At 52.2% G+C, this 22,694-nt stretch carries 17 protein-coding genes, 4 pseudogenes and 1 riboswitch; of the genes and pseudogenes, 16 read left to right on the top strand and 5 right to left on the bottom strand.

The window, feature by feature from the left end:
- Positions 1–72: 72 nt before the first annotated feature.
- A pseudogene (locus BRO54_RS12715) lies at positions 73–1,624 on the bottom strand (IS1182 family transposase).
- Positions 1,625–2,060: 436 nt separating this feature from the next.
- Here BRO54_RS12715 and BRO54_RS12710 point away from each other — a divergent pair.
- The 4 genes from BRO54_RS12710 to BRO54_RS12700 all read left to right on the top strand — a co-directional run bounded on the left by BRO54_RS12710 (position 2,061) and on the right by BRO54_RS12700 (position 5,235).
- On the top strand, positions 2,061–2,306 hold the full coding sequence (locus tag BRO54_RS12710) for a hypothetical protein (protein ID WP_239691266.1): 246 nt from the start codon (positions 2,061–2,063) through the stop codon (positions 2,304–2,306).
- 143 nt (positions 2,307–2,449) lie between these two features.
- On the top strand, positions 2,450–2,965 hold the full coding sequence (locus BRO54_RS20830) for an aldehyde dehydrogenase family protein (protein ID WP_275651048.1): 516 nt from the start codon (positions 2,450–2,452) through the stop codon (positions 2,963–2,965).
- The gene (locus BRO54_RS12705; RefSeq protein ID WP_420809668.1) at positions 2,953–4,008 is read left to right on the top strand and encodes an aldehyde dehydrogenase family protein; all 1,056 of its coding nucleotides are present in this window, start codon (positions 2,953–2,955) and stop codon (positions 4,006–4,008) included. Before BRO54_RS20830 ends, BRO54_RS12705 begins: the two co-directional genes overlap by 13 nt.
- 15 nt (positions 4,009–4,023) lie before the next feature.
- Positions 4,024–5,235 carry an iron-containing alcohol dehydrogenase gene (locus tag BRO54_RS12700; protein WP_074044180.1) on the top strand — a complete coding sequence of 404 codons (1,212 nt, stop codon included), beginning with the start codon at positions 4,024–4,026 and terminating at the stop codon, positions 5,233–5,235.
- A 120-nt stretch (positions 5,236–5,355) separates the two neighbouring features.
- Here BRO54_RS12700 and BRO54_RS12695 read toward each other — a convergent pair.
- Positions 5,356–5,757, bottom strand: a pseudogene (locus BRO54_RS12695) (DoxX family protein).
- A gap of 137 nt (positions 5,758–5,894) precedes the next feature.
- Here BRO54_RS12695 and BRO54_RS12690 point away from each other — a divergent pair.
- Positions 5,895–6,602, top strand: coding sequence for a DsbA family oxidoreductase (locus BRO54_RS12690; RefSeq protein ID WP_074044179.1), 708 nt, complete (start codon positions 5,895–5,897; stop codon positions 6,600–6,602).
- A 110-nt stretch (positions 6,603–6,712) separates the two neighbouring features.
- Here the strand turns inward: BRO54_RS12690 and BRO54_RS12685 are convergent, their stop codons facing one another.
- A complete protein-coding gene (locus tag BRO54_RS12685; protein ID WP_074044178.1) occupies positions 6,713–7,177 on the bottom strand; it encodes a DinB family protein in 465 nt (154 codons plus the stop codon).
- 209 nt (positions 7,178–7,386) lie between these two features.
- Here BRO54_RS12685 and BRO54_RS12680 point away from each other — a divergent pair, with 209 nt between their 5' ends.
- Both BRO54_RS12680 and BRO54_RS12675 read left to right on the top strand, forming a co-directional pair.
- Positions 7,387–8,070, top strand: a complete 684-nt coding sequence (locus tag BRO54_RS12680; RefSeq protein ID WP_074044177.1) for an N-acetylmuramoyl-L-alanine amidase family protein — start codon at positions 7,387–7,389, stop codon at positions 8,068–8,070.
- 128 nt (positions 8,071–8,198) lie between these two features.
- Positions 8,199–9,527: a S8 family serine peptidase gene (locus tag BRO54_RS12675; RefSeq protein ID WP_074044176.1), complete on the top strand. Its 1,329-nt coding sequence runs from the start codon at positions 8,199–8,201 to the stop codon at positions 9,525–9,527.
- A gap of 20 nt (positions 9,528–9,547) precedes the next feature.
- Here the strand turns inward: BRO54_RS12675 and ltaS are convergent, their stop codons facing one another.
- Positions 9,548–11,479, bottom strand: coding sequence for a lipoteichoic acid synthase (gene ltaS, locus BRO54_RS12670; RefSeq protein WP_193408812.1), 1,932 nt, complete (start codon positions 11,477–11,479; stop codon positions 9,548–9,550).
- 450 nt (positions 11,480–11,929) lie between these two features.
- Here ltaS and BRO54_RS12665 point away from each other — a divergent pair, with 450 nt between their 5' ends.
- The 6 genes and pseudogenes from BRO54_RS12665 to BRO54_RS12635 all read left to right on the top strand — a co-directional run bounded on the left by BRO54_RS12665 (position 11,930) and on the right by BRO54_RS12635 (position 18,494).
- Positions 11,930–13,267 (top strand): TrkH family potassium uptake protein, encoded by a 1,338-nt coding sequence (locus tag BRO54_RS12665; protein ID WP_074044174.1) that lies wholly within the window; start codon positions 11,930–11,932, stop codon positions 13,265–13,267.
- Positions 13,268–13,395: 128 nt separating this feature from the next.
- Positions 13,396–13,536, top strand: a riboswitch (cyclic di-AMP (ydaO/yuaA leader).
- 101 nt (positions 13,537–13,637) lie between these two features.
- Positions 13,638–14,366, top strand: a pseudogene (locus BRO54_RS20915) (hypothetical protein).
- A 107-nt stretch (positions 14,367–14,473) separates the two neighbouring features.
- Positions 14,474–15,112: a sporulation membrane protein YtaF gene (gene ytaF, locus BRO54_RS12650; protein WP_074044171.1), complete on the top strand. Its 639-nt coding sequence runs from the start codon at positions 14,474–14,476 to the stop codon at positions 15,110–15,112.
- A gap of 39 nt (positions 15,113–15,151) precedes the next feature.
- A pseudogene (locus BRO54_RS12645) lies at positions 15,152–16,161 on the top strand (sporulation protein).
- 373 nt (positions 16,162–16,534) lie between these two features.
- Positions 16,535–17,479 (top strand): ROK family protein, encoded by a 945-nt coding sequence (locus BRO54_RS12640; RefSeq protein ID WP_074044170.1) that lies wholly within the window; start codon positions 16,535–16,537, stop codon positions 17,477–17,479.
- A 193-nt stretch (positions 17,480–17,672) separates the two neighbouring features.
- Complete coding sequence (locus BRO54_RS12635) at positions 17,673–18,494, top strand: undecaprenyl-diphosphate phosphatase (RefSeq protein WP_074044169.1); 822 nt, start codon at positions 17,673–17,675, stop codon at positions 18,492–18,494.
- Positions 18,495–18,795: 301 nt separating this feature from the next.
- On the opposite strand, the gene BRO54_RS12630 is transcribed toward BRO54_RS12635, so the two are convergent.
- Positions 18,796–19,869 carry an undecaprenyldiphospho-muramoylpentapeptide beta-N-acetylglucosaminyltransferase gene (locus BRO54_RS12630; protein ID WP_074044168.1) on the bottom strand — a complete coding sequence of 358 codons (1,074 nt, stop codon included), beginning with the start codon at positions 19,867–19,869 and terminating at the stop codon, positions 18,796–18,798.
- A 273-nt stretch (positions 19,870–20,142) separates the two neighbouring features.
- Between BRO54_RS12630 and BRO54_RS12625 the strand changes: the two genes are divergently transcribed.
- Genes BRO54_RS12625 through BRO54_RS12615 form a run of 3 tightly spaced genes read left to right on the top strand, consistent with a single transcriptional unit; the run spans position 20,143 to position 22,633 of the window.
- Positions 20,143–20,871 (top strand): polysaccharide deacetylase family protein, encoded by a 729-nt coding sequence (locus BRO54_RS12625; protein ID WP_013144037.1) that lies wholly within the window; start codon positions 20,143–20,145, stop codon positions 20,869–20,871.
- A 10-nt stretch (positions 20,872–20,881) separates the two neighbouring features.
- The gene (locus BRO54_RS12620) at positions 20,882–21,478 is read left to right on the top strand and encodes a DedA family protein (RefSeq protein WP_074044167.1); all 597 of its coding nucleotides are present in this window, start codon (positions 20,882–20,884) and stop codon (positions 21,476–21,478) included.
- Between the two features lie 12 nt (positions 21,479–21,490).
- Positions 21,491–22,633, top strand: coding sequence for an MGDG synthase family glycosyltransferase (locus tag BRO54_RS12615; RefSeq protein WP_074044166.1), 1,143 nt, complete (start codon positions 21,491–21,493; stop codon positions 22,631–22,633).
- Positions 22,634–22,694 lie beyond the last annotated feature (61 nt).

Below are 22,694 nucleotides of genomic sequence, written 5' to 3'. Positions count from 1 at the left end.
GGAGTCAGCCCTCTTTGTTTTTTACACATTTTGTTAAATAAAGGGAAATTCCATCTCTGTTCGCTCTCTAATTTATGCCACTAGGGACGGTTGCTTGTCCCTAGCGGCTTTTTTGAGAAGATTGTGGGCAGCACAAATCAGCCCCCATTCGATGGAAACTTTTTGGAGGCCTCGCAGGACGAATCGACGAAACCCGCGATTTTGTTTGATTTGCCCAAACACACTCTCAATGTCGGTTTTGCGTTGGCGGTATCGGGCTTGTCCTTCTTCACTCTCCAGCCGTTCACGAGCTCTCTGTTTTTGTTCATGATAGACTGGGTTCCATTGCGTGGTTCGTCCATACTTGGAAGTCGTGCAGGCCGAACGGAACGGACATCCTTCGCATTCATGGCATTGGTAGTGTCGGGTGACCGAGGTGTATCCCGATTCAGTGGTCTGTTTCGAAGTCCCCATACGGACCAGCTTTTTCCCATTCGCACAAATCCAAACGTCTTCTTCTTCCAGATAGGTCCAATTCTGCTGATGATGCGGGTTCTTCTTGACCTTGCGCGTGTTCTCCTTCTCGTACGTATTGTACTTGATCAAGGCCGATATGTGCTTCTCCTTCCAGCTTCACGTAGTTCTCTTCCGAACCATAGGCCGCGTCGGCGATCAAACGTTCCGGTTCCACACCGTATTTCTCTCGAACTGTCTCCAAATGAGGGAGAAGACAACGAGTGTCGCCAGGCCTCTGATGAAGAGAATACCCCAAAATAAATTGGTCGGAAGAACCCACCTGTACGTTATAGACCGGCTTGAGCTGGCCATTTCGCATGTGATCCTCCTTCCATCGCATGAAGGTGGCATCCACATCGGTCTTGGAATAGCTGTTGCGGTCTTGGCATACATGGAGTTGGTGCTCGTATTTTTCACTGCGGGGCAAGTAATCGTCCTTCATCATGTTGACGGCCTTTCTCAACGCCTGGTTGTCAGGCTCGGCCTCGAGCCGCTCTTCCCATTCTTTCGTTTTCTGGCGGATTTCTTCAGACGTCCAAGCAGGGGAAGCCTCGAATTCTTCCGCCTTTTCTTTCTCCACGATCGCATCGATCTGGGCAATCAGCCGATCGACATTCGCTTGCCGTTTCTCCTGGTACTTCTCAGCCGATTTGCGCCAAACGAAGGTGTACCGGTTGGCATTCGCTTCAATTTTCGTTCCATCCACAAAATAGTCTTCCGTCTTGACATAGCCGTCCGCGACAAGCAGGGTGATGATTTCCCGGAACAGGTCGTCAATCAAGCCTTTCATCCGTTCCGAGCGAAACCGGTTGATGGAACGGAAGTCCGGCTTTTGAAACCCACTCAGCCACATGAGGGGAAGGTGTACTTCCAACTCTCGGGCTATTTCCCGGCCGTGGTACATTTTTTGGGTGTAAGCGTAAAGGATGATTTTCGTCATCATTTTCGGATGATAGGCGGAGGCGCCCCCTCCTTTGTCATAAGGCAGAAACGTCTCCATCGGGATGCGTTCGACCATCTCATGAACCACGTGGGCCATGTTGTACCGCGGAATGAGATCCACGATGTTGCTTGGCAAAGAGAGGTTGTCCATGGTATACTCTTTAAAGGAAATATGATCATGTTTCATAAAAGAATCGCCCTTCTTTCGGTGGTAGTGGTTTCGATGACTCTATTCTACCAGAAAAAGGGCGATTCTTCTATTTTGGTGCCAAAAAAGCGGGGCTGATCCAAAACGCACTCGCGTTTTGGGTCAGCCCCCTTTCTCGCTCGCGGATCTGTAATCAAACGCCGTCTGCTGACAGCAGGCGGCGTTTTTATGCAATGATTGTCGGAAAATGTCATTCGCTTTTCGTTGACGGAAAGAAAGGAAGATTGCTAGAATGAGATGTGGTGAGTGACTATTCATAATATTCTGGTCATTTGTACAACTTGCCTCCTTGCTAGTAACCTGCCTATTGTTGCAACAGTATATTTGTAAGCCTTTACATCGATTGATTGTCCTCACGGTCATCCATCCAGACGTGCAGTATCCAGCCGACATCCAAAAAAATAGCAAAGGAGTGGTGAGCGTGCGGCGGGCTCAGCCGTTGGTCACAACGGGCAGCTGCGGGCTGCAGGAGGATTCGTTTCCGTTTCGGCTTTACCAAAAGGCCAAGCGGTTGGGGGTGTGGAATCCAGTTGATATTGATGCCGACATCATGAATTTCACCGCCTGCCAACTGGCAGCGAGGATGGAAGTGTTGAAAAAAGCGCAGGAGAAACCGTTTGACGAGCTGTTTGGGCTTGAAGAAAGCGAACGTGTCGGGTGAGAGGGAGAGATTGAGCCGAAGAACGACCTTCTGTGCGTTGGACAGGCAGTCGCCAACCCGCACTGATGCCCGGCTGTTCGGCGGCAGGGGAAATCGATGGATGGTTCTATACGAGCAACAAAAAAGAGAAAGGAGATGCCATCATGACGATTGACGTGCAAGTGCATCATTTCCCGCTCTTCATTGACGGCCAATGGCAGCCGGCAAGCAGCGGGGAAACGTTTAACGTATACAATCCGGCGACCGGAGAGGTGGTTGCGACCGTCGTGAAGGCGACAGTGGATGATGTTGACCGCGCGGTGAAGGCGGCGCGCAAGGCGTTTGATGAGACGGATTGGAAGGCGATGAAACCGAAAGAACGGGCGCGCGTGCTGAATGCGATCGCCCAAGCCATTGCCGCCAACGCCCAAGAGCTTGCCTATTTGGAAGCGATCTCAAGCGGGGGGACGATCCGGCGCATCAGCTCAATCGACATCTTGCAAGTCGTTGATTTGTTCCAGACGATGGCGAACATCGTCCAAGAGTACCCGTTTTCGGAAACACTGCCTTTTCGGAAACACTGCCGATTCCGCCGTTTCCCGGACCGGCGCATAACTTTGTTTGGCGCGAGCCGATCGGGGTTTGCGCGGCGATCACACCATGGAACTTGCCGCTCATGATCGCGTCGTGGAAAATCGCCCCGGCGCTGGCAGCGGGCAATACGATTGTCGTGAAACCGGCGAGCTACACACCGCTGTCGACACTGAAGCTGGCGGAAATCATTTCGTCCTTCGTGCCGCCGGGGGTCATCAACGTGGTGGCTGGTCCCGGCGCCGATGTCGGGGAGGCGCTTGTCCGCCATCCGCAAGTTGACAAGGTGGCGTTCACCGGTTCGACGGAAGTCGGCCGCCGCATTATGGCGTTGGCGGCGGAAACGGTGAAAAACGTTACGCTTGAGCTTGGCGGCAAGTCGCCGAACATTTTGCTCGAAGATGCCGATTTGGACCTTGCCGTTCCCGGCAGTTTGTTTGGCGTCTTTTTGCACTCTGGTCAGTTGTGCGAATCGGGAACAAGGCTGTTTGTGCCTGACCGGCTCCATGATGAAGTGGTCGAGCGGCTTGTCGCCCTGACGAAGACGCTGCAAATCGGCCATCCGCTCGATCCGGCGACCGACGTCGGGCCGGTTATCTCCAAGCGGCAAAAAGAGACAGTGCTCTCCTATATTGAAGCCGGCAAGCAAGAAGGTGCGACCATTGTATGCGGCGGTCATGAAGTCGAAGTGCCCGGCTGTGAAGGCGGCCATTTTGTCGCGCCGACGATTTTTTCGAATGTCACGAATGACATGAAAATCGCCCAAGAAGAGATTTTCGGTCCAGTGTTGTCGATCATCCGCTATCATGACGTGGAAGAAGCGATGGCGATGGCAAACGACACGATTTACGGGCTTGCGGCCGGTGTCTGGACGCGCGACGTCAACAAGGCGTACGCCATCGCTGGGCGTCTGCAGGCTGGCGTCGTCTGGATCAATGACTGGCATATGCTTCGCAATGACGCGCCGTTTGGCGGCTACAAACAAAGCGGCATCGGGCGCGAGATGGGCAAATATTCACTGGATGCCTACACGCAGCTGAAGCATGTGCACACATCAATGGTGCCGGAGCTTGGGAAACGGAAATGGTATCAAGTGCTCTTTTCCCGGCTCAACGCCATTATGAAAAAGTAAAGGGGGAGATGGAGGATGACGACGTTAGCGAACTTTTGGCTGCGCACGGCAATTTACACCGGGTCGAACACCCGAGCGCTCGTGCCGGATTTGTTTCGCGGGCTGGGCGCTAAACGGGTGCTATTGCTTTCTGACCGTGGGCTCGAGCAAGCTGGGGTTGTCGAAAAAGTAGCGAGCCTCTTTGACTTGACGACGCATGGAGTCGGACCAGAGCTTGTCGGCATCTTTTTGGATATCCGCCAGGATGCGGAAAGTGAATGTGTCAATGAAGCGGCGCGCTATGCGCGCGCTGTCGGAGCTGACGCCTTACTGGCGGTCGGCGGCGGCAGCGTGCTCGATACGGCCAAAGGGGTGAAATACGCCCTGTTTAAAGGGTTGCGTGATATTAAAGAGGCGATTCCAGGCGGGCTGCGGTACGAGTCGTTCCCGCAAGCGCAATTCATGCCGATTCCGCACATCGCCATCCCGACGACAGCCGGCACGGGGTCGGAAGTGTCGCCGATCGCAGTCATTTATAATGAAGAGCTGCGCTTGAAAACGAACATCATCAATCCGTTTATCAACGCTGATGTGGCCGTTTTGGATCCGGATTTAACGGTAGGGCTTCCCCCGAAGGTGACGGCGTTTACCGGCATGGACGCGCTCACCCATGCCATTGAGGCGCTCGCCTCGCCGACGGCGACCGCGCTCACCGACGCGTGCGCTTTGCAGGCGATTCGCTTGATTCGCGACTATTTGCCGGCGGCGGTTCGTGACGGCGGGAACATCCGCGCCCGCTTGGAGATGCTGCAGGCGAGCTTGCTTGGCATCACCGCGTTCAGCTTTGCGTTAAACGCCATTCCGGTGCACAATTTCGCCCACGCGTACGGAGCAATGTTCCGCATTCCGCACGGATTGGCAAACGCTGTCTTTCTGCCGGTCGTGATGGAAGCGATTCCGGAGTTGTATTTGCCGAAAGCGAAGCTGTTGGCTGAAGCGCTTGGCATTCATGATCACGGTCAAGGCAATGAAGCGCTGTTGGCGAAATCCATTGAACGAATCCGCCAGCTGCGTGATGACATTGGTTTGCCCGCGGATTTTGCCGACTATCCGATGACGGAAGAACAGTTTGCGGCGACGATTCCAGCGGTGGCATCCGACCCGGCCGCGGTCAGCTTCCCGATGCCGCTTGAACTCATCCGCGCAATCGGTGAACGCGTCGTCAAGCTGACAGTGGAAAAAGGATGAAGCAGCGTACCGACAAGCAAGGACAAGATTTGACGCCATGGGCAGCCTTCTCTCATCGTTAATATAAGCAGAAAAAAAGGTGTCCTGCTCCTTGTGGGACACCCGTTTTGTGTCGACTGTTTAGCCCCGTGGCCGCCCGATGACAGTGTCTAACGACCAAAGCCGGCTGTCGTTCAGCCATAAATAAAATAGACATGGCGAGCAAGGCGAGATTGAATTCATAGCCCGTTTCCCGGCCGTTGCTGAGCAAGCCGGCGTCTGCTTTGGCGGTGGCGATCGCCCCGATCATAATGACGGCAAACGCCGCAGCGATCGGGCGCGTGCCGAGGCCAAGCATCATCGTCCAGCCCCTAGCAAGCTCTACGATCGTCACGATGTAGGCGAGCAGGCCGGGAAGGCCCATAGCAACAAACGAATCCGCAGTCGCCTCAAGCCCTCGTTGCCATTTCACCGAGCCATGGGCAAAAAAGATGCATCCGTGACGATCCGTAGCAGAAAGGCTCCTAGTTCCCGGGAATGCATCATTTCCGTCCTCCTTGTCCGGACAGCGTAGTAGTACAATGTATGCGAGTCGCTCCATCCCCATTCCTTTCGTTAGCCATTTGACTGGCAATGGGCTACAATGGAGGGGAAGCGCCCAAAAGTAGAGGAGGATGGCCATGAAAATCGAAATTTGGTCCGATTTTGTCTGCCCGTTTTGCTATATCGGCAAACGCCGCTTGGAACAAGCGCTTGAACAGTTTCCGCACCGGGAAGATGTTGAGGTTGTATTTCGCAGCTTTGAGTTGGATCCGAATGCGAAAAAAGAGACGCCGTTGACCATCCATGAACTCATTGCGCAAAAATACGGGATTACGGTTGAGGAAGCGAAGCGGGCAAACGCGGATATCGGAAAACAGGCGGAAGCAGTCGGCTTGACGTTTCGCTTTGAAACGATGAAGCCGACGAATACGTTTGATGCCCACCGTTTGGCGCATTATGCCAAGGAGAAAGGGAAGCTCAATGACGTTGTCGAGCGGCTGTTTTATGCGTATTTCACCGAATCAAAACGGATTAGCAACCGCGATGTGCTGTTTGCGATTGCCGAAGCGGCCGGCCTTGACCGCAAGGAGGCGGAAGCAGTGCTTGATGGCGGCCGCTACGCCGAACAAGTAAGGGAAGATGAAGCAGCGGCGGCCCGGTTTGGCGTCCGAGGCGTGCCGTTTTTCGTGTTGAACGGGAAGTATGCCATTTCCGGGGCCCAGCCGGTTGACGTGTTCCGGCGGGCGCTAGAGAAAGTATGGGAGGAAGAACAACAAGCTTCCCCGTTGCGGCCGCTGGCGGGTGAAGGCGGAATGTGCGCAGACGGAAGCTGCTCGATCGGCTAAATCGCCTCAACCAAAAAGGAAAAGCCGGCTAGGGGTTTCTTAGCCGGCTTTTTTTGTTATTTTCACGGAGAAGCTTCTCGTTTAGTTAGATGAAACAAAAATGGGGAAGATTAACCGCGTTTCACAAACAGCGGCAAGTCCGTATGTCCCATGCCCCGAACATAGACGAACAGCTGCCCTTTATGGTGGATTTCATGGTCCATTGCCAATTGCAGGAACTGCGCCGCGGACATTTGCGTGCCAAAGATGGCAGTTAAATCAAGCATCCGGTCGAAGTCGTCATCGCTCATCGATTCGAGCAGCTGCTTCGTTTTTTCCGTATACGTTTCCGCCAGCTTAGCCAAATTCGTCTCCGGTTCATCGATTTTTTGCCGGAACAGCGACGGATCGCTGTGTTTCGCGGTGTTGGCGAAGTTGTAAAAGCTGAACAACATATGCGTCGCCAGCTGCTTCGCTGTCATCGACGTCGGCGTCGGTTTGTAATCATAATGCGCTTCGTCGATTTTGTTGATCAGTTCCATCGTGACATGGCGGTGCGAAAGGAAATATTGCACCCATTGTTGTGCGCGAGACATCGGCATTCCTCCTTTGGAATTCGTTTCATTGTCCTATTATACCATAAACGGAGGGGACAATGGCCGCTAACGCGTCTAACCATTTAGATACTTGGCCTGTCACCTTTTCCTTTCAGATGCTTATTTTATAATAAGGAAAAGTATAGTGTATACGTGATTTCTATGTTGTATTGGGATAAAATGTGAATAGGGAAGGGAAGAAAGCGAGTATGCCGAAAATCTTTATTGATCCAGGCCATGGAGGGAGCGATACAGGAGCGATCGGCAACGGGTTGTTGGAAAAAGACATTACGTTGTTTATCGCTCTCGAAATCAATCGTCTGCTGCAAAATGAGTATGAAGGAGTTTCCGTGCAGTTGAGCCGGACAAAAGATGAAACAGTGTCACTTGACGAGCGGACGAGTCGGGCCAACCGTTGGGGGGCAGACTTGTATGTGGCCATCCACGTGAATGCGGGCGGTGGCACCGGATATGAAGATTACATTTATAACCGGCTCGATGATGATTCTCCAACAGCCCGCATTCGCGATGTGATTCATGAAGAAGTCGTCAAAGCCACGGGATTTCGCGATCGCGGGAAAAAGAAAGCGAATTTTCATGTGCTACGGGAGACCACGATGCCGGCCGTGCTCACCGAGAACGGGTTTATTGACCGAGAAGAGGATGCAAGAAAACTGAATGATACCCGTTTTTTGCGAACGGTCGCCCGAGGGCATGTGAACGGACTTGAGCGAGCGCTTGGTCTGCAGAAAAAGCGAAAAACGACATTGACGCGCGTCATTGTCGATGGGACGCAAGTCGGCGCTTTTGCTGAACGGGAAAACGTGCTTCGTCAAGTCGAGCATTATTTAGGAAGAGCCAGACAGATTGTGCTTGAACAGGTGGAAGAATGATTAGGAAAAGCTTGCTTCGTTTCGGCGGGGCAGGCTTTTTTTGTCCGTTTGTCCTAGTGGAACCGCCGCCTCCTTCTTTGTCCGCACGTCATATGAGTATAGCGACAAACGAAAGGAGGAGGAAGAGCATGTTTGGCTATTCGATCGTGCAGTTAGCTCGCCGCCATGCAGGGCGGCTTGATCGCCCGCTCCGCCATGCGCTTGTTGGCATGTATCAGCCGATGACGCGCATACCGTGCATTTTCCATCGCTGGATGGAGCGGTGGTTGCGGAAATGGCGAACCATTTCCGTTTTGATCGAAATCGAGGATGCCGAAGGAGTGGAAGCGGTCGCCAAGACGGAACGAGATCATTTCCGTATGAAAGTGCATCACGGCTTTCGCCATGTTCCATTCTACAGCGCGCGGGTGACGCCGTCGGCGCTTGAGCAGCTGCTCGAGCATCCGAAAGTGAAAAAAGTGTATCTCAATCGCACGGTGAAGGCGCTCTTGAACAATGCGGTGCCGTCGGCGAATGCAAAACACGTCATGATCAACGGGACGGAGCTGAGCGGCAAAGGGGTGACGATTGCGATCGTTGACACGGGCATTTACCCGCACCCGGATTTAGAGGGACGAATTGTGGCGTTTACCGACTTTGTGAATGGCCGCACGACACCGTATGATGACAACGGGCACGGAACGCACTGCGCCGGTGATGCAGCTGGAAACGGGCGCATGTCGGACGGGCTGTACGCCGGACCGGCGTATGAAGCGAACCTTGTCGGTGTCAAGGTGCTCGACCGATCGGGAAGCGGGACGCTCGAGACGATCATGCGCGGCATTGAGTGGTGCATCGACTACAATAAGAAAAACCCGACCAAGCGAATCCATATTATTTCCTTATCGCTTGGAGGGGAGCCGCAACCGTTCCCAACGGAAAATGACGATCCGCTCGTGCAAGTCGCTGAGCGGGCATGGGAAAGCGGCATTGTCGTCTGTGCGGCGGCAGGGAATGAAGGGCCGAATTACGGGACGATTTCAAGCCCGGGCATTAGCGACCTCATCATTACCGTCGGCGCCCTCGATGACCGCGATACGTCGGCAACACGCGCCGACGACGATGTGGCGTCTTTTTCGAGCCGAGGGCCGACCGAATATGGGGTGGTGAAGCCGGATCTCGTTGTTCCCGGCGTCAACATTATTTCGCTTCGCGCGCCGCGCTCTTTGCTTGATAAGATGAATAAACAAAGCCGAGTCGGTGACCATTATATATCGATGTCCGGTACGTCGATGGCGACGCCGATTTGTGCTGGCATTGTCGCCTTGATGCTTCAGGCAAAACCGAATGCAACGCCGGATGAAATCAAGCAGGCGTTAAAAGACGGCGCCGATTTGTGGAAAGGGCGCGACCCGAACGTGTACGGAGCGGGCTATGTCAATGCGAAGCGAGCCATTGAGCGGCTCCTGCAACGCTAAGAGAAAAAAGAGGGAGGCGATCATTGATCGCTTCCCTCTTCGCGGTTATTATAATCATATTTCGACGGATCGACCGGCTTGAAGCCTTTCGGGGTGTAGAATCGAAGCAAGTCGCCGTAAACGACTTTATCGGATAGGTCGAGCTTCGTGCGAACGATTTGTTCAAGGCGCTTGATTTCTGGCGTTTCTTCAAGCGGTTCGCCTGTTTTCGTGTCATAGTACTTGCCGTTGACCGCTGTCACCTTCGGCGTGACAAAGTCGCCGTTGCGGAACGGGATGATTTCTTGATGATCCGGTGACAGCAAATCCGTTCCAAAATGGACGTAATTTTTTGTATCAATGCCAAGCAAGTGCAACACGGTTGGCAACAAGTCGATTTGGCCGCCAAACTCGTGAATGACACCGCCTTTGACGCCCGGCACGTGGATGAACAGCGGCACCCGTTGCAATTGCGCATGTTCATACGGCGTAATTTCTTTTCCTAAAATTTGCGCCATGGCCTTGTTATGGTTTTCCGAGATGCCGTAATGGTCGCCGTACAAAATGATGACCGAGCGGTCGTACAGACCCGATTTTTTCAAGTAGTCAAAGAACTCTTTCACCGCTTCGTCCAAATAGCGTGCCGTTTGGAAATAACGGTCGACCGAGCCGTCGCCTGTCGTCGCCGGCGGGATCGTCGCATCTTCCTCGCTGATCGGGTACGGGAAGTGGTTCGACAGTGTAATAAATTTCACATAGAACGGTTCTTTCAATGTTTCTAATAGCGGGATCGACTCCCGGAAGAACGGTTTGTCTTTCAGCCCGTAGTTCAAGACGTCCTCGTCGTTCATGTCATAGTAGCTGGCGTCAAAGAAATGGTCAAAGCCGAACGACTTGTAAATTTCGTCGCGGTTCCAGAACGTTTTGTAGTTGCCGTGGAAGACGGCGCTTGTATAGCCGTATTGGTGCAAAATGGCCGGAGCCGCATGGTATGTGTTTTGTCCTTTCGTCGTAAAGACAGCGCCTTGCGGCAAACCAAACAGCGAGTTTTCGAGCATAAACTCCGCGTCCGATGTTTTCCCCTGTCCTGTTTGATGGAAGAAGTTATCGAAATAGAACGTATTCGGATCGCGGGTGAGCGAGTTTAAGAACGGGGTGACTTCTTCACCGTTCAACTTATAGTTAATCACAAAGTTTTGCAACGACTCTAAATGAATGTAAATGACGTTTTTCCCTTTCGCCACGCCGAAATATTTCGGATTCGGTTTGGCATATGTCGCCTGTACATGGTTCAGCACGGTTGTGATGTCGCTTTTGTTCGCGAACGCCCGCTGCGTTGACGATTTCATGCTTTGGATCGCGTCATAAATCAAATAGTTGTACACGCCTAAATATTTCACGATGTAGTTGCGGTCAAACGTTCTTGTCAAGAGCTGCGGACGGTCGACCTCAGCGAGCGCCAAGTTGATGCTGAACATAAGAATAGCCGAAGCGAAAATGGCGCCTTTTTTGAATCGGCCGGCCTGCACTTCCGGGAGCGAGAATCGCTTCGAGAAAACGATCACCGCCAAAATGATCGTATCCAAGAAATAGAACACGTCATACCAGCGGAGCAACTCCCAAATGCTTCTGCCGAGATCGCCGAAGTTTTTCGTTTGCGTCAACGTCGGGAATGTAATAAAATCGCTGAAAAAACGATAATAAACGATATTGGCGTATAGAATGAACGATAAAACGAAATTAATAATAATGAGCCATTTGTATACGCGCGTTTCCTTGGCCAGCAGCGCCAACCCAAGGAAGAATACCGCCGAGCTGATCGGGTTGATGAACAATAAAAACTCCTGCATGGAGTTGCTGACGCCAAGGTTAAATTCCGCCAAATAGGCGGCATAAGTCTTTGACCAAAACAAGAGCACGGCAAAAATAAAAAAGCCAATGTATTGGTTAGGGAGAGAACGACATTTCTTCATCCATTTTTCCCCAATTGCCTTCACGTCCTCTTCTCCTCCTTTGTCCCGTATTCTTAACGATGCTTCTATGTTTATATCAACAGACGTTGCCCACAGCAACAAACGTTTTATTCTTACATGATTTTACATCGGAACGTCTCCATGTCAAGTAGCATAATACGTCTGTTGCCAAAAGTCAATGGAATGTTTTTATGGGACTGGTGCAAGCCCCCTTCCGCGCTTCAATGCCTTTGTGGTCCCCAGTCGGATTGCCATTCATATAGACGAACGGAGACGGAAAAGGTTTCAATGCATCCACATTCTTGAAGTCGGTGGCCATGCCCTTTATCCATTTTTATGATGAAAATTGTTTAGAGTACCCGAACAAGCTTATTTTTGGTATATTTTTTCTATGCATCATCCACAACTATAAAGAGGCGATTATGTGAGCGAGGGGGAAGGGATGGGGCTTTGAATACAAACCGTAAATTTTTCGATCCGCCGAAAGTATTAGTGTCCGGCTTTGCCTTGATTATTTTGGTTGGAGCTTTCTTGCTGATGCTGCCGATGGCGACCGTTGACGGGAAAGGACTTCCGTTTTTAGACGCCTTGTTTACAGCGACGTCTGCTACGTGCGTGACCGGACTTGTTGTGGTTGATACGGGGACGACGTTCACGTTGTTCGGTCAGCTCGTCATTTTAGCGCTGATCCAAGTGGGCGGGCTTGGATTTATGACATTTGCTACGTTGTTTGCCTTTTTGCTCGGCAAGCGGATTTCCTTGAAAGAGCGGTTGTTGCTGCAAGAGGCGCTCAATCAGCTGAGCATCGAAGGGATTGTTCGGCTCGTGAAACGCATTCTCGTTTTTACCGTCGTCATTGAGGGCATCGGCGGATTGCTGTTGGCGATTCGTTTCTCGTTCGATATGCCGTTTTGGAAGGCCGTTTACTTTGGGTTCTTTCATGCGATTTCCAACTTTAACAACGCCGGTTTCGATCTAATGGGCGAGTTTCGCAGTTTGACCGGCTATGTGGAAGATCCGGTCGTGAGCCTTGTCGTGCCGATTTTAATTATACTGGGCGGGATCGGATTTATTGTCATGAATGAAGTGTATGAGTACCGGCAAACACGGCGGTTGTCTCTTCATACGAAGGTGGTGGTCATCACGACGGCATGGCTGGTGTTTGCCAGCATGGCGCTGATATTGCTGCTGGAGTGGAACAATCCGAAGACGATGGGGCCGCTGTCGCTCTCAGGCAAGTTTTTGTCCGCGTTTTACCAAGCGGTCACTCCGAGAACGGCGGGCTCGAATACGCTTAACATCCCGGATTTGACGCAACCGACGTTGTTTTTGATCGTTTTTCTCATGTTTGTCGGCGCTTCCCCGGGTTCGACGGGCGGAGGAATCAAAACAACGACATTTACGACCCTGCTCGGCGCGGTTTGGTCGCAAATCCGCGGGAAGGAAGACGTCATTTTGTTCCGCAAACGAATCGTCTACGATACAGTATACAAGTCGCTGACCGTGACGATGAGCGGATTGTTTGTCGTCATGTTTGTGACGATGGTGTTGACGATTACCGAGCGCGGAAAAGACTTTTTAATGATTTTATTTGAAGCGACATCCGCGTTTGGGACGGTTGGACTATCGATGGGGTTGACCCCGGACTTGTCCCCGCTCGGCAAGGTAATCATCGCCCTAACGATGTTTGCCGGCCGCGTCGGCCCGCTGACGATCGCCTATGCGGTCACGCTGCGCCGTCAACCCGATCCGTTCCGTTATCCGAAAGGGAAGATCATGATCGGATAGAACAAAGCGAGAAAAGAGGATGAGCATATAGGCTGTCCATCGTGAAAAACGGCAAAAAAGCGGGGGAAATCGTCATTTTTTTCGCCTTTTCCTCATTTACAACAAATATAGCGAGGAGTAATAATCTTAAGAGGTGTGCGCTGAATCTGGCATGGAGCGGGGGATCCGATTTGGCAGCGTCTGCTGTCTTGGGGTGAATCCGATCAGGAAGGGCATCTCTCCAAGCCCGAACCCGACAGCTAACCTCGCAAGCGCTTTGGGGAGGGACGAGTATGGCCTTAGAACATTTGTAGCCGTTGAGTGCGTCCTCAGCAGTTTTTTTCTTTTGAGTCGATGAGTCAACTCTTATGCTTTTGGGAGAAACGGAAGCATGGCTTCGTTAAAACGTTTGTTGATTGGGAAACCGATGGAAACGAAACAGTTGAAACATGAAAAATTGCCCAAATGGAAGGCATTGGCCGTTTTTTTCTTCCGATGCCCTGTCATCGGTGGCTTACGCGACGGAAGAAATTTTGCTTGTGCTTGCTTTATTAGGGACCAGCGTCTTTTTCTACTCGCTGCCGATCGCTGTGGCGATTTTAGTATTGCTCTTGTTAGTGACGTTGTCGTATCGGCAAATTATTTACGCGTTTCCGTCTGGAGGCGGGGCGTATGTTGTCGCCCGAGACCATTTGGGGACGAAAATCAGTTTAGTGGCTGGGGCGGCGCTCATGATCGATTTTCCGGCGTCAGCAAAGTGGTCGCGCAATCCGTTCAGTACGCTCGCAGCATTTCCGACGACATTACGGCACTGTCGATTATTTTCGACGAAAAAGACGAACAAAAGCTGCGGCAAAAGTGGGAGAAGTTTTATCCGGACATTCCGTTGAAAGTCATCTATTCACCGTACCGAGCCATTTTGTCGCCATTGTTAGAATACATCACGAAAGCGGAAAAAGAAGCAGACCGCGCGCCGGTGACGGTGCTCTTGCCTCAATTTATCGTGAAAAAATGGTGGCATACATTTTTGCATAACCAAACAGCCATCATCTTGCGCTTTTTCTTGATCATGAAAAAAGATGTCGTCATTGCGACGTTGCCGTATCATTTGCGGGAATAATGTCGAGAAAAGGGAAAACATTTCCCCGGAAATCGATGCGTGTCGAATGGCAAGAAAGTCCCCTCTCCGTACGAAATTGCATATCGTACGGCAGAGGGGGAATGAAGATGTGGTTATGGGTATCCATGATTTTGTTGGCTTTCAGCGTAAGCGTGGATAGTTTGAGTGTAGGGATCACCTATGGAATGGGGGGCGTCCGTTTTTCCTGCTTTTCGTTGGCGCTCATCGCGTTCATGTCTGGAGCAGTGGTGTTTGCGTCAATGAACATCGGCCGTCTGTTGGCGCTTTTTTTGCCGTTGCAAGTCGAGCGAGGGCTTGCTTCAGTCATTCTCATTGCGCTTGGCGGTTGGGCGATTTATAACGTCTATAAGCCAAAGGGAGACGGAAGCGATTCCTCTATGGAATCTGATGGAACCGGGGAGGCCAACAGATTCAGCGGCGCTGTTCAAGTATTGAAACGGCCTGAACTTGGGGATCTTGATCGTTCAGGCACGATCAGCCAAAAAGAAGCGGTGTTGATCGGGCTTGCCCTGTCGATGGATGCGTTTGGCGCCGGGATCAGTTCGTCGCTTTTGCATTTTCCTCCGCTTTCGTTTGCCCTGTTGGTTGGCGTGTTTAATCTCGTGTTCATCCGAGTTGGCTTATCGTTGGGGTACATGGTGTCGAAAACGGGAATCATGAAAAAAGCGACAATGCTGCCTGGGGTTGTGTTGATCGTCCTAGGGTTCATCAAATTATTCCGTTGACACCATTTTGGCTGCTGGTTCGTAATTCATGTGAGGAACATGTTGATGAAAAAGGAGAGAGGTCCGATGTGGAAAAAGTTTTTGTCTAAATTCGGCATTGGAGCTGCGAAAGTGGATCTCGTACTGCATCGTCCCCTGTGTGCCTTGGGGAGACATTGGGAGGGGAATTTTGTCTGGAAGGAGGGACGGTGGCCCAGCAGATCCGCAAACTAGAAGTGGTGCTCGAACTTGAAGTGCAGGCCGATGGCAAGGCATACCGCCGCACTGTGGCTGTCATCCCGGTGGCTTCTTCGTTTACCATTCAGCCCGGCGAGCGGAAAATGCTGCCGTTTTCGTACGCGTTGCCGCTCCATTTGCCGATCAGCCGCCCAACGGTCCGTTATACGTTCGTCACCCGGTTGGATATCGCTGATGGGGCGGATGCATATGACCAAGACGGCATTCACATTTTGCCGCCGACGGCCTTGGAGCAAGTGTTTTCCGCTTTGGCAGCCCTGGGATTCCGGGAGAAAGCGACATCCGGAAGCATTACGCCGCATGGCCAGGAATTTTCGTTCTTCCCGACGAGCGAATTTCAAGGGATCGTCCAAGAAGTAGAGTTTTTTGCCCTCGTCGAGGGAGAAGGGGTGCGTTTGTATATGGAGGTGGACGTCCGACACGGCTTTGGCGGGGAACGCGAAATGAAACGGGAGCTGTTTATCACTCGCGAACAGCTTCGCGATTCGGCGACGGCAGCCCGTCTGCTTCGAGAAGCCATCGAAGAGGCGGTGCAGGCGGCCGGGGCGTTCGGCCAGCTGAGCGGGCATCCGTTGGCAACGCCGCATTCGCCTATCTATAGCCATCCAGTTGGCCATTATCCACCCGTCCATCATTCGCACCATGGTGGACATGGGTTGGCTGGTGCCATTGGTGGGTTTGCGGCTGGGATGCTGGCGGGAATGGTGGCGGAAGAGTTGCTTGATGATGTGATCGATGATGTCGCTGACGGGTTGGACGTGGATGATTGGTTTGAGGGCGGCGATGGGTTTGACGGCGGGGATCTGTTGTAACAGTGGCTGAAGAAGGCGTTTCGCTTTTCGCGGGACGCCTTTTTTGCTGGTGCAGGAAGCTCGGACAATGGTGACCGTTTCCTTTTGGCAGGCATATACAGTAAATAGAAATGAACCAATGAAAAACAAGGGGAGAACGTGATCCATATGCATGGACAGATCCTTCACAACGACGTCCGCAACGCGCAAAAAGCGTTGTCGATGGGATATGAAAGATAACAGAAACGAGCCGCTCCCGCCAAGTGGAGCGGCCTCTTTCATTGCGGCGGGGAGGAGCGGACGGGCCGGCGGCGAATACATTAAAAGCGGAGAAACAGCTAAGCCTAATGGAGCTAGAAGAGAGGAAAGATAAAAAATGAAGGAGGCGTCATCGGTGCGCTACTATATCGTTTTTGATATTGGCGGCACATATGTCAAACATGCCGTCATGAACGAACACGGCGATTTGATCGAAAAGGGACGTTACCGTTCGGAGCGGCATGATTTCCATATATTTCGGGAAGATCTGCTTCGGGTCGTCCGCCAGGCGCAGGCGAACTATGAACTTTCCGGCATCGCGATCAGTTCCGCAGGAAGCGTTGACAGCGATCTTGGCATCATCGGCGGAAGCAGCGCATTGCCGTGCATTCACGGCCCAAACTTTAAAGAAGTATTCGGCGGGGCGACGGGCCTGCCGGTAGAACTGGAGAATGACGCGAACTGCGCGGCGCTCGGTGAATTATGGAAAGGAGCGGGGCGGCACTGTCGCGACATCGCCTTTGTCATTGTCGGCACCGGTATTGGCGGAGCGATCGTGAAAGACGGGCGCATCCATAAAGGGGCGCATTTGCACGGCGGAGAATTTGGTTATATGTTGATGGATGTCCGTTACACAAACGGAAACATTGAATGCAAAACATGGAGCGAACTGGCGGCGACAAGTGCGCTGATCCGGATGGCGGCTGAGGAAAAGGGGATACCGGAGAGGGAGCTGGACGGAGAAAAAGTATTTGCGTTGGCCGAGAGCGGCGATGAAACCGCGCGAAAGGCCATTGACCGGTTTTATTTTTCATTGGCCCAAGGGATTTTTAACTTGCAGTACGCATACGACCCGGAAAAAATCATTTTGGGGGGAGCCATTAGCAGCCGCCCCGATTTCGTCAACGAAATCAACAAGCGGCTTTCGGTGTTATTGTCGCTCGTTCCAATTGCCAAAGTCCAGCCGGTGGTGGAGACGTGCCAGTTCAAAAACGACGCGAACTTGCTCGGCGCCTTGTATCATTACTTGCAGCGGCGCGGGGAGTTAGGGGAAGCGTCCGGCCCGTCCGCGTCCCGTTGAGGGATCAACACCATTCGGATGGATCCGCACCGTCCTTTGTGCAAACAAAGCGGCCATCCAAAAAAGTGTGGGTAGTAGAAACGAATGATTTGTAGTACAATAGAGCAGGCGCGGCCCAAAGAGCGAGGTGTTATTCCGCTCGCTTGGCCCATATGTATAAAAAAGACGACCTCGCGCAGAAAGGATGGAACGAATGCACTGGATAGAATTGTGGAAGGCCATCATTTTGGGAATGGTCGAAGGGCTGACCGAGTTCGCCCCTGTTTCCTCGACCGGCCATATGATTATTGTCGACGATCTTTGGCTGAAATCCACAGAGTTTTTAGGCAAGTACGCGGCGAATACATTTAAAGTCGTCATTCAGCTCGGCTCGATTTTAGCCGCTGTGGTCGTGTTTAAAGACCGATTTCTCGACTTGCTTGGCGTTCGCGGCCGCCATCCGGGCGGACATCCGCGGCTGACGCTCATTCACGTCATCATTGGCCTGCTGCCGGCTGGGGTGCTCGGCGTCTTGTTTGAAGATTACATCGATGAACATTTGTTTTCGACAAAAACGGTGCTGATCGGCCTTGTGCTCGGCGCGTTGCTTATGATCGCCGCCGACAAATTCGCCAAAAAAGCCGCGCGGACGCAGACGGTCGACCAAATTACGTACAAGCAGGCGTTTTTTGTTGGTTTGATGCAATGTTTATCCTTGTGGCCCGGCTTTTCCCGCTCCGGCTCGACGATCTCTGGCGGGGTGCTTGTCGGCATGAGCCATCGCGCCGCCGCCGATTTCACGTTCATTATGGCTGTTCCGATCATGGCTGGGGCGAGCGGGCTGTCGCTGTTGAAAAACTGGCAATATGTCACCGCCGCCGATATCCCGTTTTTCATCGCCGGTTTTTTTAGCGCCTTTGTCTTCGCCTTGCTCGCGATCCGCTTTTTCCTTGAGCTCATCAACCGCATCCGCCTCGTGCCGTTTGCGGTGTATCGGATCGTGCTGGCCGTTGTCATTTATTTCTTATACTTCTAGTCGTGCCGCCTGGCGGGGTTGTTCCGCCGGGCGGTTTTCTGGTTGGGGAAGGAAATGGAAAGAGAAAAAATTTGAATAAAAATAACCCGTAGTGCTAGCTGAGTGCTAAGACTGAGCCAGCATCACAATTCCAGTACAACATCATGAAGATATCGATCTCTTGTGCGACCATGTGTTCCGTATCAACCGTTATCGGCTTGAGCCGGTGTAAAGGAGAGAAGGCTCGTTGTGTGGTGATGAAAACAAAACGAGGCGATGCCGAAAAACGGCCGTGGTTGGCCGCATCGGGCATCGCCTGTTTTTACAAACGGGCGGTGTCTTGAATGATCGCAAGCAGCGTTTGCAGCGGATCGCTTGCGCCGGCTTTCTCCATGTTTTTTTGGTAGCGGTCTTTGTTTTCATATAGGCGGTGAATGGCGGCTTGCAGCGATTCGTTCGTTAAATCCTCTTCCATCAGCACTTCCGCATAGCCTGCTTTTTCAAACGAACGAGCGTTTGCAATTTGGTCGCCGCGGCTTGCCGCTTTCGAGAGCGGGATGAGCAGCATCGGCTTGCGCAAGGCCAACAGTTCGAAAATGGCGTTCGCCCCGGCGCGGGAGACGACGATGTCGGCCAAGGCGAGTAAGTGGGGCAGCTCTTCGTTGACGTATTCGAACTGTTTGTATCCTTTTTGGCCTGCGAGGCTTGGGTCGATGTTCCCTTTGCCGCAAATGTGGATGATGTCAAATTCGGCAAGAAGCGTCGATAGGTTGGCGCGCAAGGCGTCGTTAATTTTTTTCGAGCCTAAGCTGCCGCCCATCGCCAGCAAGACCGGTTTTTTTCCGTCGAACTGGCACATCTTCCTCCCTTGTGCGGCGTTGCCATCCTTCAACTCTTCGCGGACGACGGCGCCGACGTAGACGGCTTTATCGGCGTTGACGTATTGCTTCGTTTCCGGAAAGGTGAGGCAGATTTTTGTCGCAAACGGCATGGCGATTTTGTTTGCAAGCCCCGGGGTTAAGTCAGATTCATGGATAATCGACGGCACACCGTTCAGCCAAGCGCCGAGAATGACGGGAACGGAGACGAATCCGCCTTTTGAGAAGACGACGTCCGGTTTTTCTTTTTGGATAAGGCGGTACGCCTGCCAAACGCCTTTCAACACGTGAAACGGATCTTTAAAGTTTTTCCAGTCAAAATAGCGGCGCAGTTTTCCGGTCGAAACCGAATAGTATGGGACGCCGTCGATGCGGCCGATAATCTCCCGTTCAATCCCTTGATGAGATCCGATGTAAACGATATCCCATCCAAGCTCTTTCAATTTCGGGATGAGGGCGACGTTGACCATCACGTGGCCGGCTGTGCCGCCGCCGGTTAAGATGATTTTTTTTCGCAATGCGGATCACCTGTCTTTTTTTAATCGCTCGTGTATCGTTATGTATTATAGCAGATTCCACCTAGCTTCGGGAGGAAACCAAGCGGTGGCGCTTTTCGTATAGTAAGAAAACTGGACGGTCTGCATGAAATTTTCATGATTTTCTTTTCGATTTCTCATTTGTTTGTTATATGATAAAACATCTACAGCGTGATGATCTCGAATATAGAAAGTTCATTTTTCTATTTTCAGAGAGAAGAAATATTGGTAAAGTACAATCAAGAGGTGAATGCCATGTGGGCTTGGCTGTTCGTTTGTTTCATTGTGGGAATTGCCATTTATGGGATTGTACCGACGATCATCATTCGCAAAAAGCGGGTGCGTTTGTTTCGGGAGGGAACGGCATCCGATTGTCTGGCGCTGACGTTTGATGACGGCCCCGACCCGTATTATACGCCAAAGTTGCTTGATTTATTAAAGAAATATGGCGTGAAGGCGACGTTTTTCGTTGTCGGCCGCAAAGTCGAGCGCTATCCGGATATTGTGCGGCGGATGGCCGAAGAAGGCCATGAAATTGGGATTCATAATTACCGCCACATCAGCAATTGGCTGTTGCCGCCGCTTTGGTTGGATTGGGGGGTGCGCCGCGCCGCCGCGGCGATTGAGCGGGCGACGGGCCAACGCCCGGTGTATTACCGCCCGCCGTGGGGGCATTTTAACGCTTGGACGCCGATCGTGCAAAAGCGGTATACAACGGTGTTATGGTCGCATATTCTTGGCGATTGGAACGAAAAAATTGGTACAATGGAATTGTTCCGCCGCTTGCGTTCGTCCATACGCGGCGGGGCGGTGATTGTGCTTCATGACAATGGGGATGCGTTAGGTGCTGACAAACGCGCGCCAGAGCAAATGTTGTCAGCGCTCGAGCTGCTGTTTAAGGATGAAGCAGCGAAAAAGATGCGTTGGGTGACGATTACGGAACTGAGAAATGTGCAAACTAATACACAAATCTCGGCGATGTAGTGGGGGAGCTATGGATACAAGCGTATGGTTGCCGTATGTCCAGTCATATGGATATGTGATGCTGTTTTTATTTTTGTTTTGCGGCATTGTCGGCATTCCGGCGCCGGAGGAAAGCTTGCTCTTTTTTGTCGGCGTGATGGTTGCCAAGGAGCAGTTGCTGCTTGGACCGTCGCTCGCTTCATGCTGGGGCGGGGCGATGGCCGGCATGGTGACGGCATACGGCGCCGGCCGGTGGTGGGGGGCGCCGTTTGTGCAAAAGTACGGCAAGTGCGTCGGAATTACGGCTGAACGTTGGGAGCGGGCTCGCCGCTGGTTTGGCCGCTATGGCAAATGGGGGATTTTGTTCGGCTGCTATGCTCCCGGGGTGCGGCAAATTTGCCCGTATATGGCGGGAGTGAGCCGGTTTCCGTTCGGGCCGTTTTTGTTGCTGTCGGCGCTTGGAACGGCAGGTTGGGCAGTTCCGTTGACCGCGGCGGGGCTTTGGCTCGGCCAGCGCATCCATATCCCCCTGATTTCTTTTCCGCTTGCCGGTTTGGCGTTGTTTTTGCTTTTTTTGCTTGCGGCATGGGTTGGGCAGCGGAGGCGCAAAAAATCTTTCGAAAGCTAAAGGGTGCGATCGATGATGAAAGTATTGTTTTTGCCGCTGTTTCAAATGAATACGGGACACCATAAAGTAGCCGATACGTTGATGGATTTTTTGCGCCGCCAGTTTCCGGCGGTCGAAAGCAAAAAGATCGATTTTTTGAGCTATTGCAATGAACTGATGGAAAAAATGGTGTCAGAGGCCTACTTGCGCTGGATTCGCTCGCATCCTGCTTCGTACCACCGTGTGTACAAAACGCTGATGTACCAAGAGCCGCCCCGGTTTGAGTTCATTTCGTTTGAGCCATGGCTGCCTTATTTTGAAAGCAAAATGAAAAAGATGGTGGAAGAAGAACAGCCGGATTTAATCGTCTGCACCCATTCGTTTCCGTCGCGCATTTTGCAGCGGCTGAAGCGAAAACGGGTGCTGACGGTTCCAGTTGTCAATGTCTACACCGACTTTTTTATGAACAGCATCTGGGGGAAACGGTTTATTGACTATCATTTTGTTCCCCATCAAGAGGCGAAATGGGAGCTGATCACGAAGTACGGGGTTGACAAAGGACGCATCATCGTCACTGGCATCCCAGTGCACGATGTGTTTATGAATCGGTCGGAAGCGAGACGCAAGCGGCAGCCTGCTCATGTGCTTGTCGCCGGTGGAAACCAAGGGCTTGGCAATATGATGGCGTTTTTGCGGGCGGCCCGCACGTCAACGTTGTTCCGCTATTCGGTGCTGTGCGGCGCCAATCGCCAGCTGTACGAGGAAATTGCCAGCTGGCGGCTGTCTCATATTCGGCCGCTTCCATACATCGCTGACCCGGAAGAGATGAATCGGCTGTATGAAGAGGCGGATGCCGTCATTACGAAACCAGGCGGGGTGACGGTCAGCGAGTTGCTTCATAAGCGCATTCCGATTTTTACGATCGATTGCTTGCCCGGGCAGGAGCGCATCAATTTGCAATATTTACAGCAAAACGGTCTCATTTATCATTTGGCCGGGCCAGAAAGCGGCGAGCAGCACATGCTTCGCTTGTTGATGGATGACGTGGAGAAAAACCGGTTTTTCCGCCGTGTGTCCGATTATTTTGCCGGCGTGGAAAAAACGGGGCAAGAAGCGCTCGCCGAAGTGGTAGCGGCCATGCCGCAACGCATGGTTTGGCGCGTGTTGCATCCGTAGCGACAGAAGGTGTCCCAAAACGGTCGGGACACCTTTTCTTATTCCTGTATATACGCATAAA

Origin of the sequence: Geobacillus proteiniphilus (assembly GCF_001908025.1) — a bacterium.
Taxonomy (GTDB): Bacteria; Bacillota; Bacilli; order Bacillales; family Anoxybacillaceae; genus Geobacillus; species Geobacillus proteiniphilus.
This window is presented reverse-complemented; position numbering and strand designations above follow the sequence as displayed.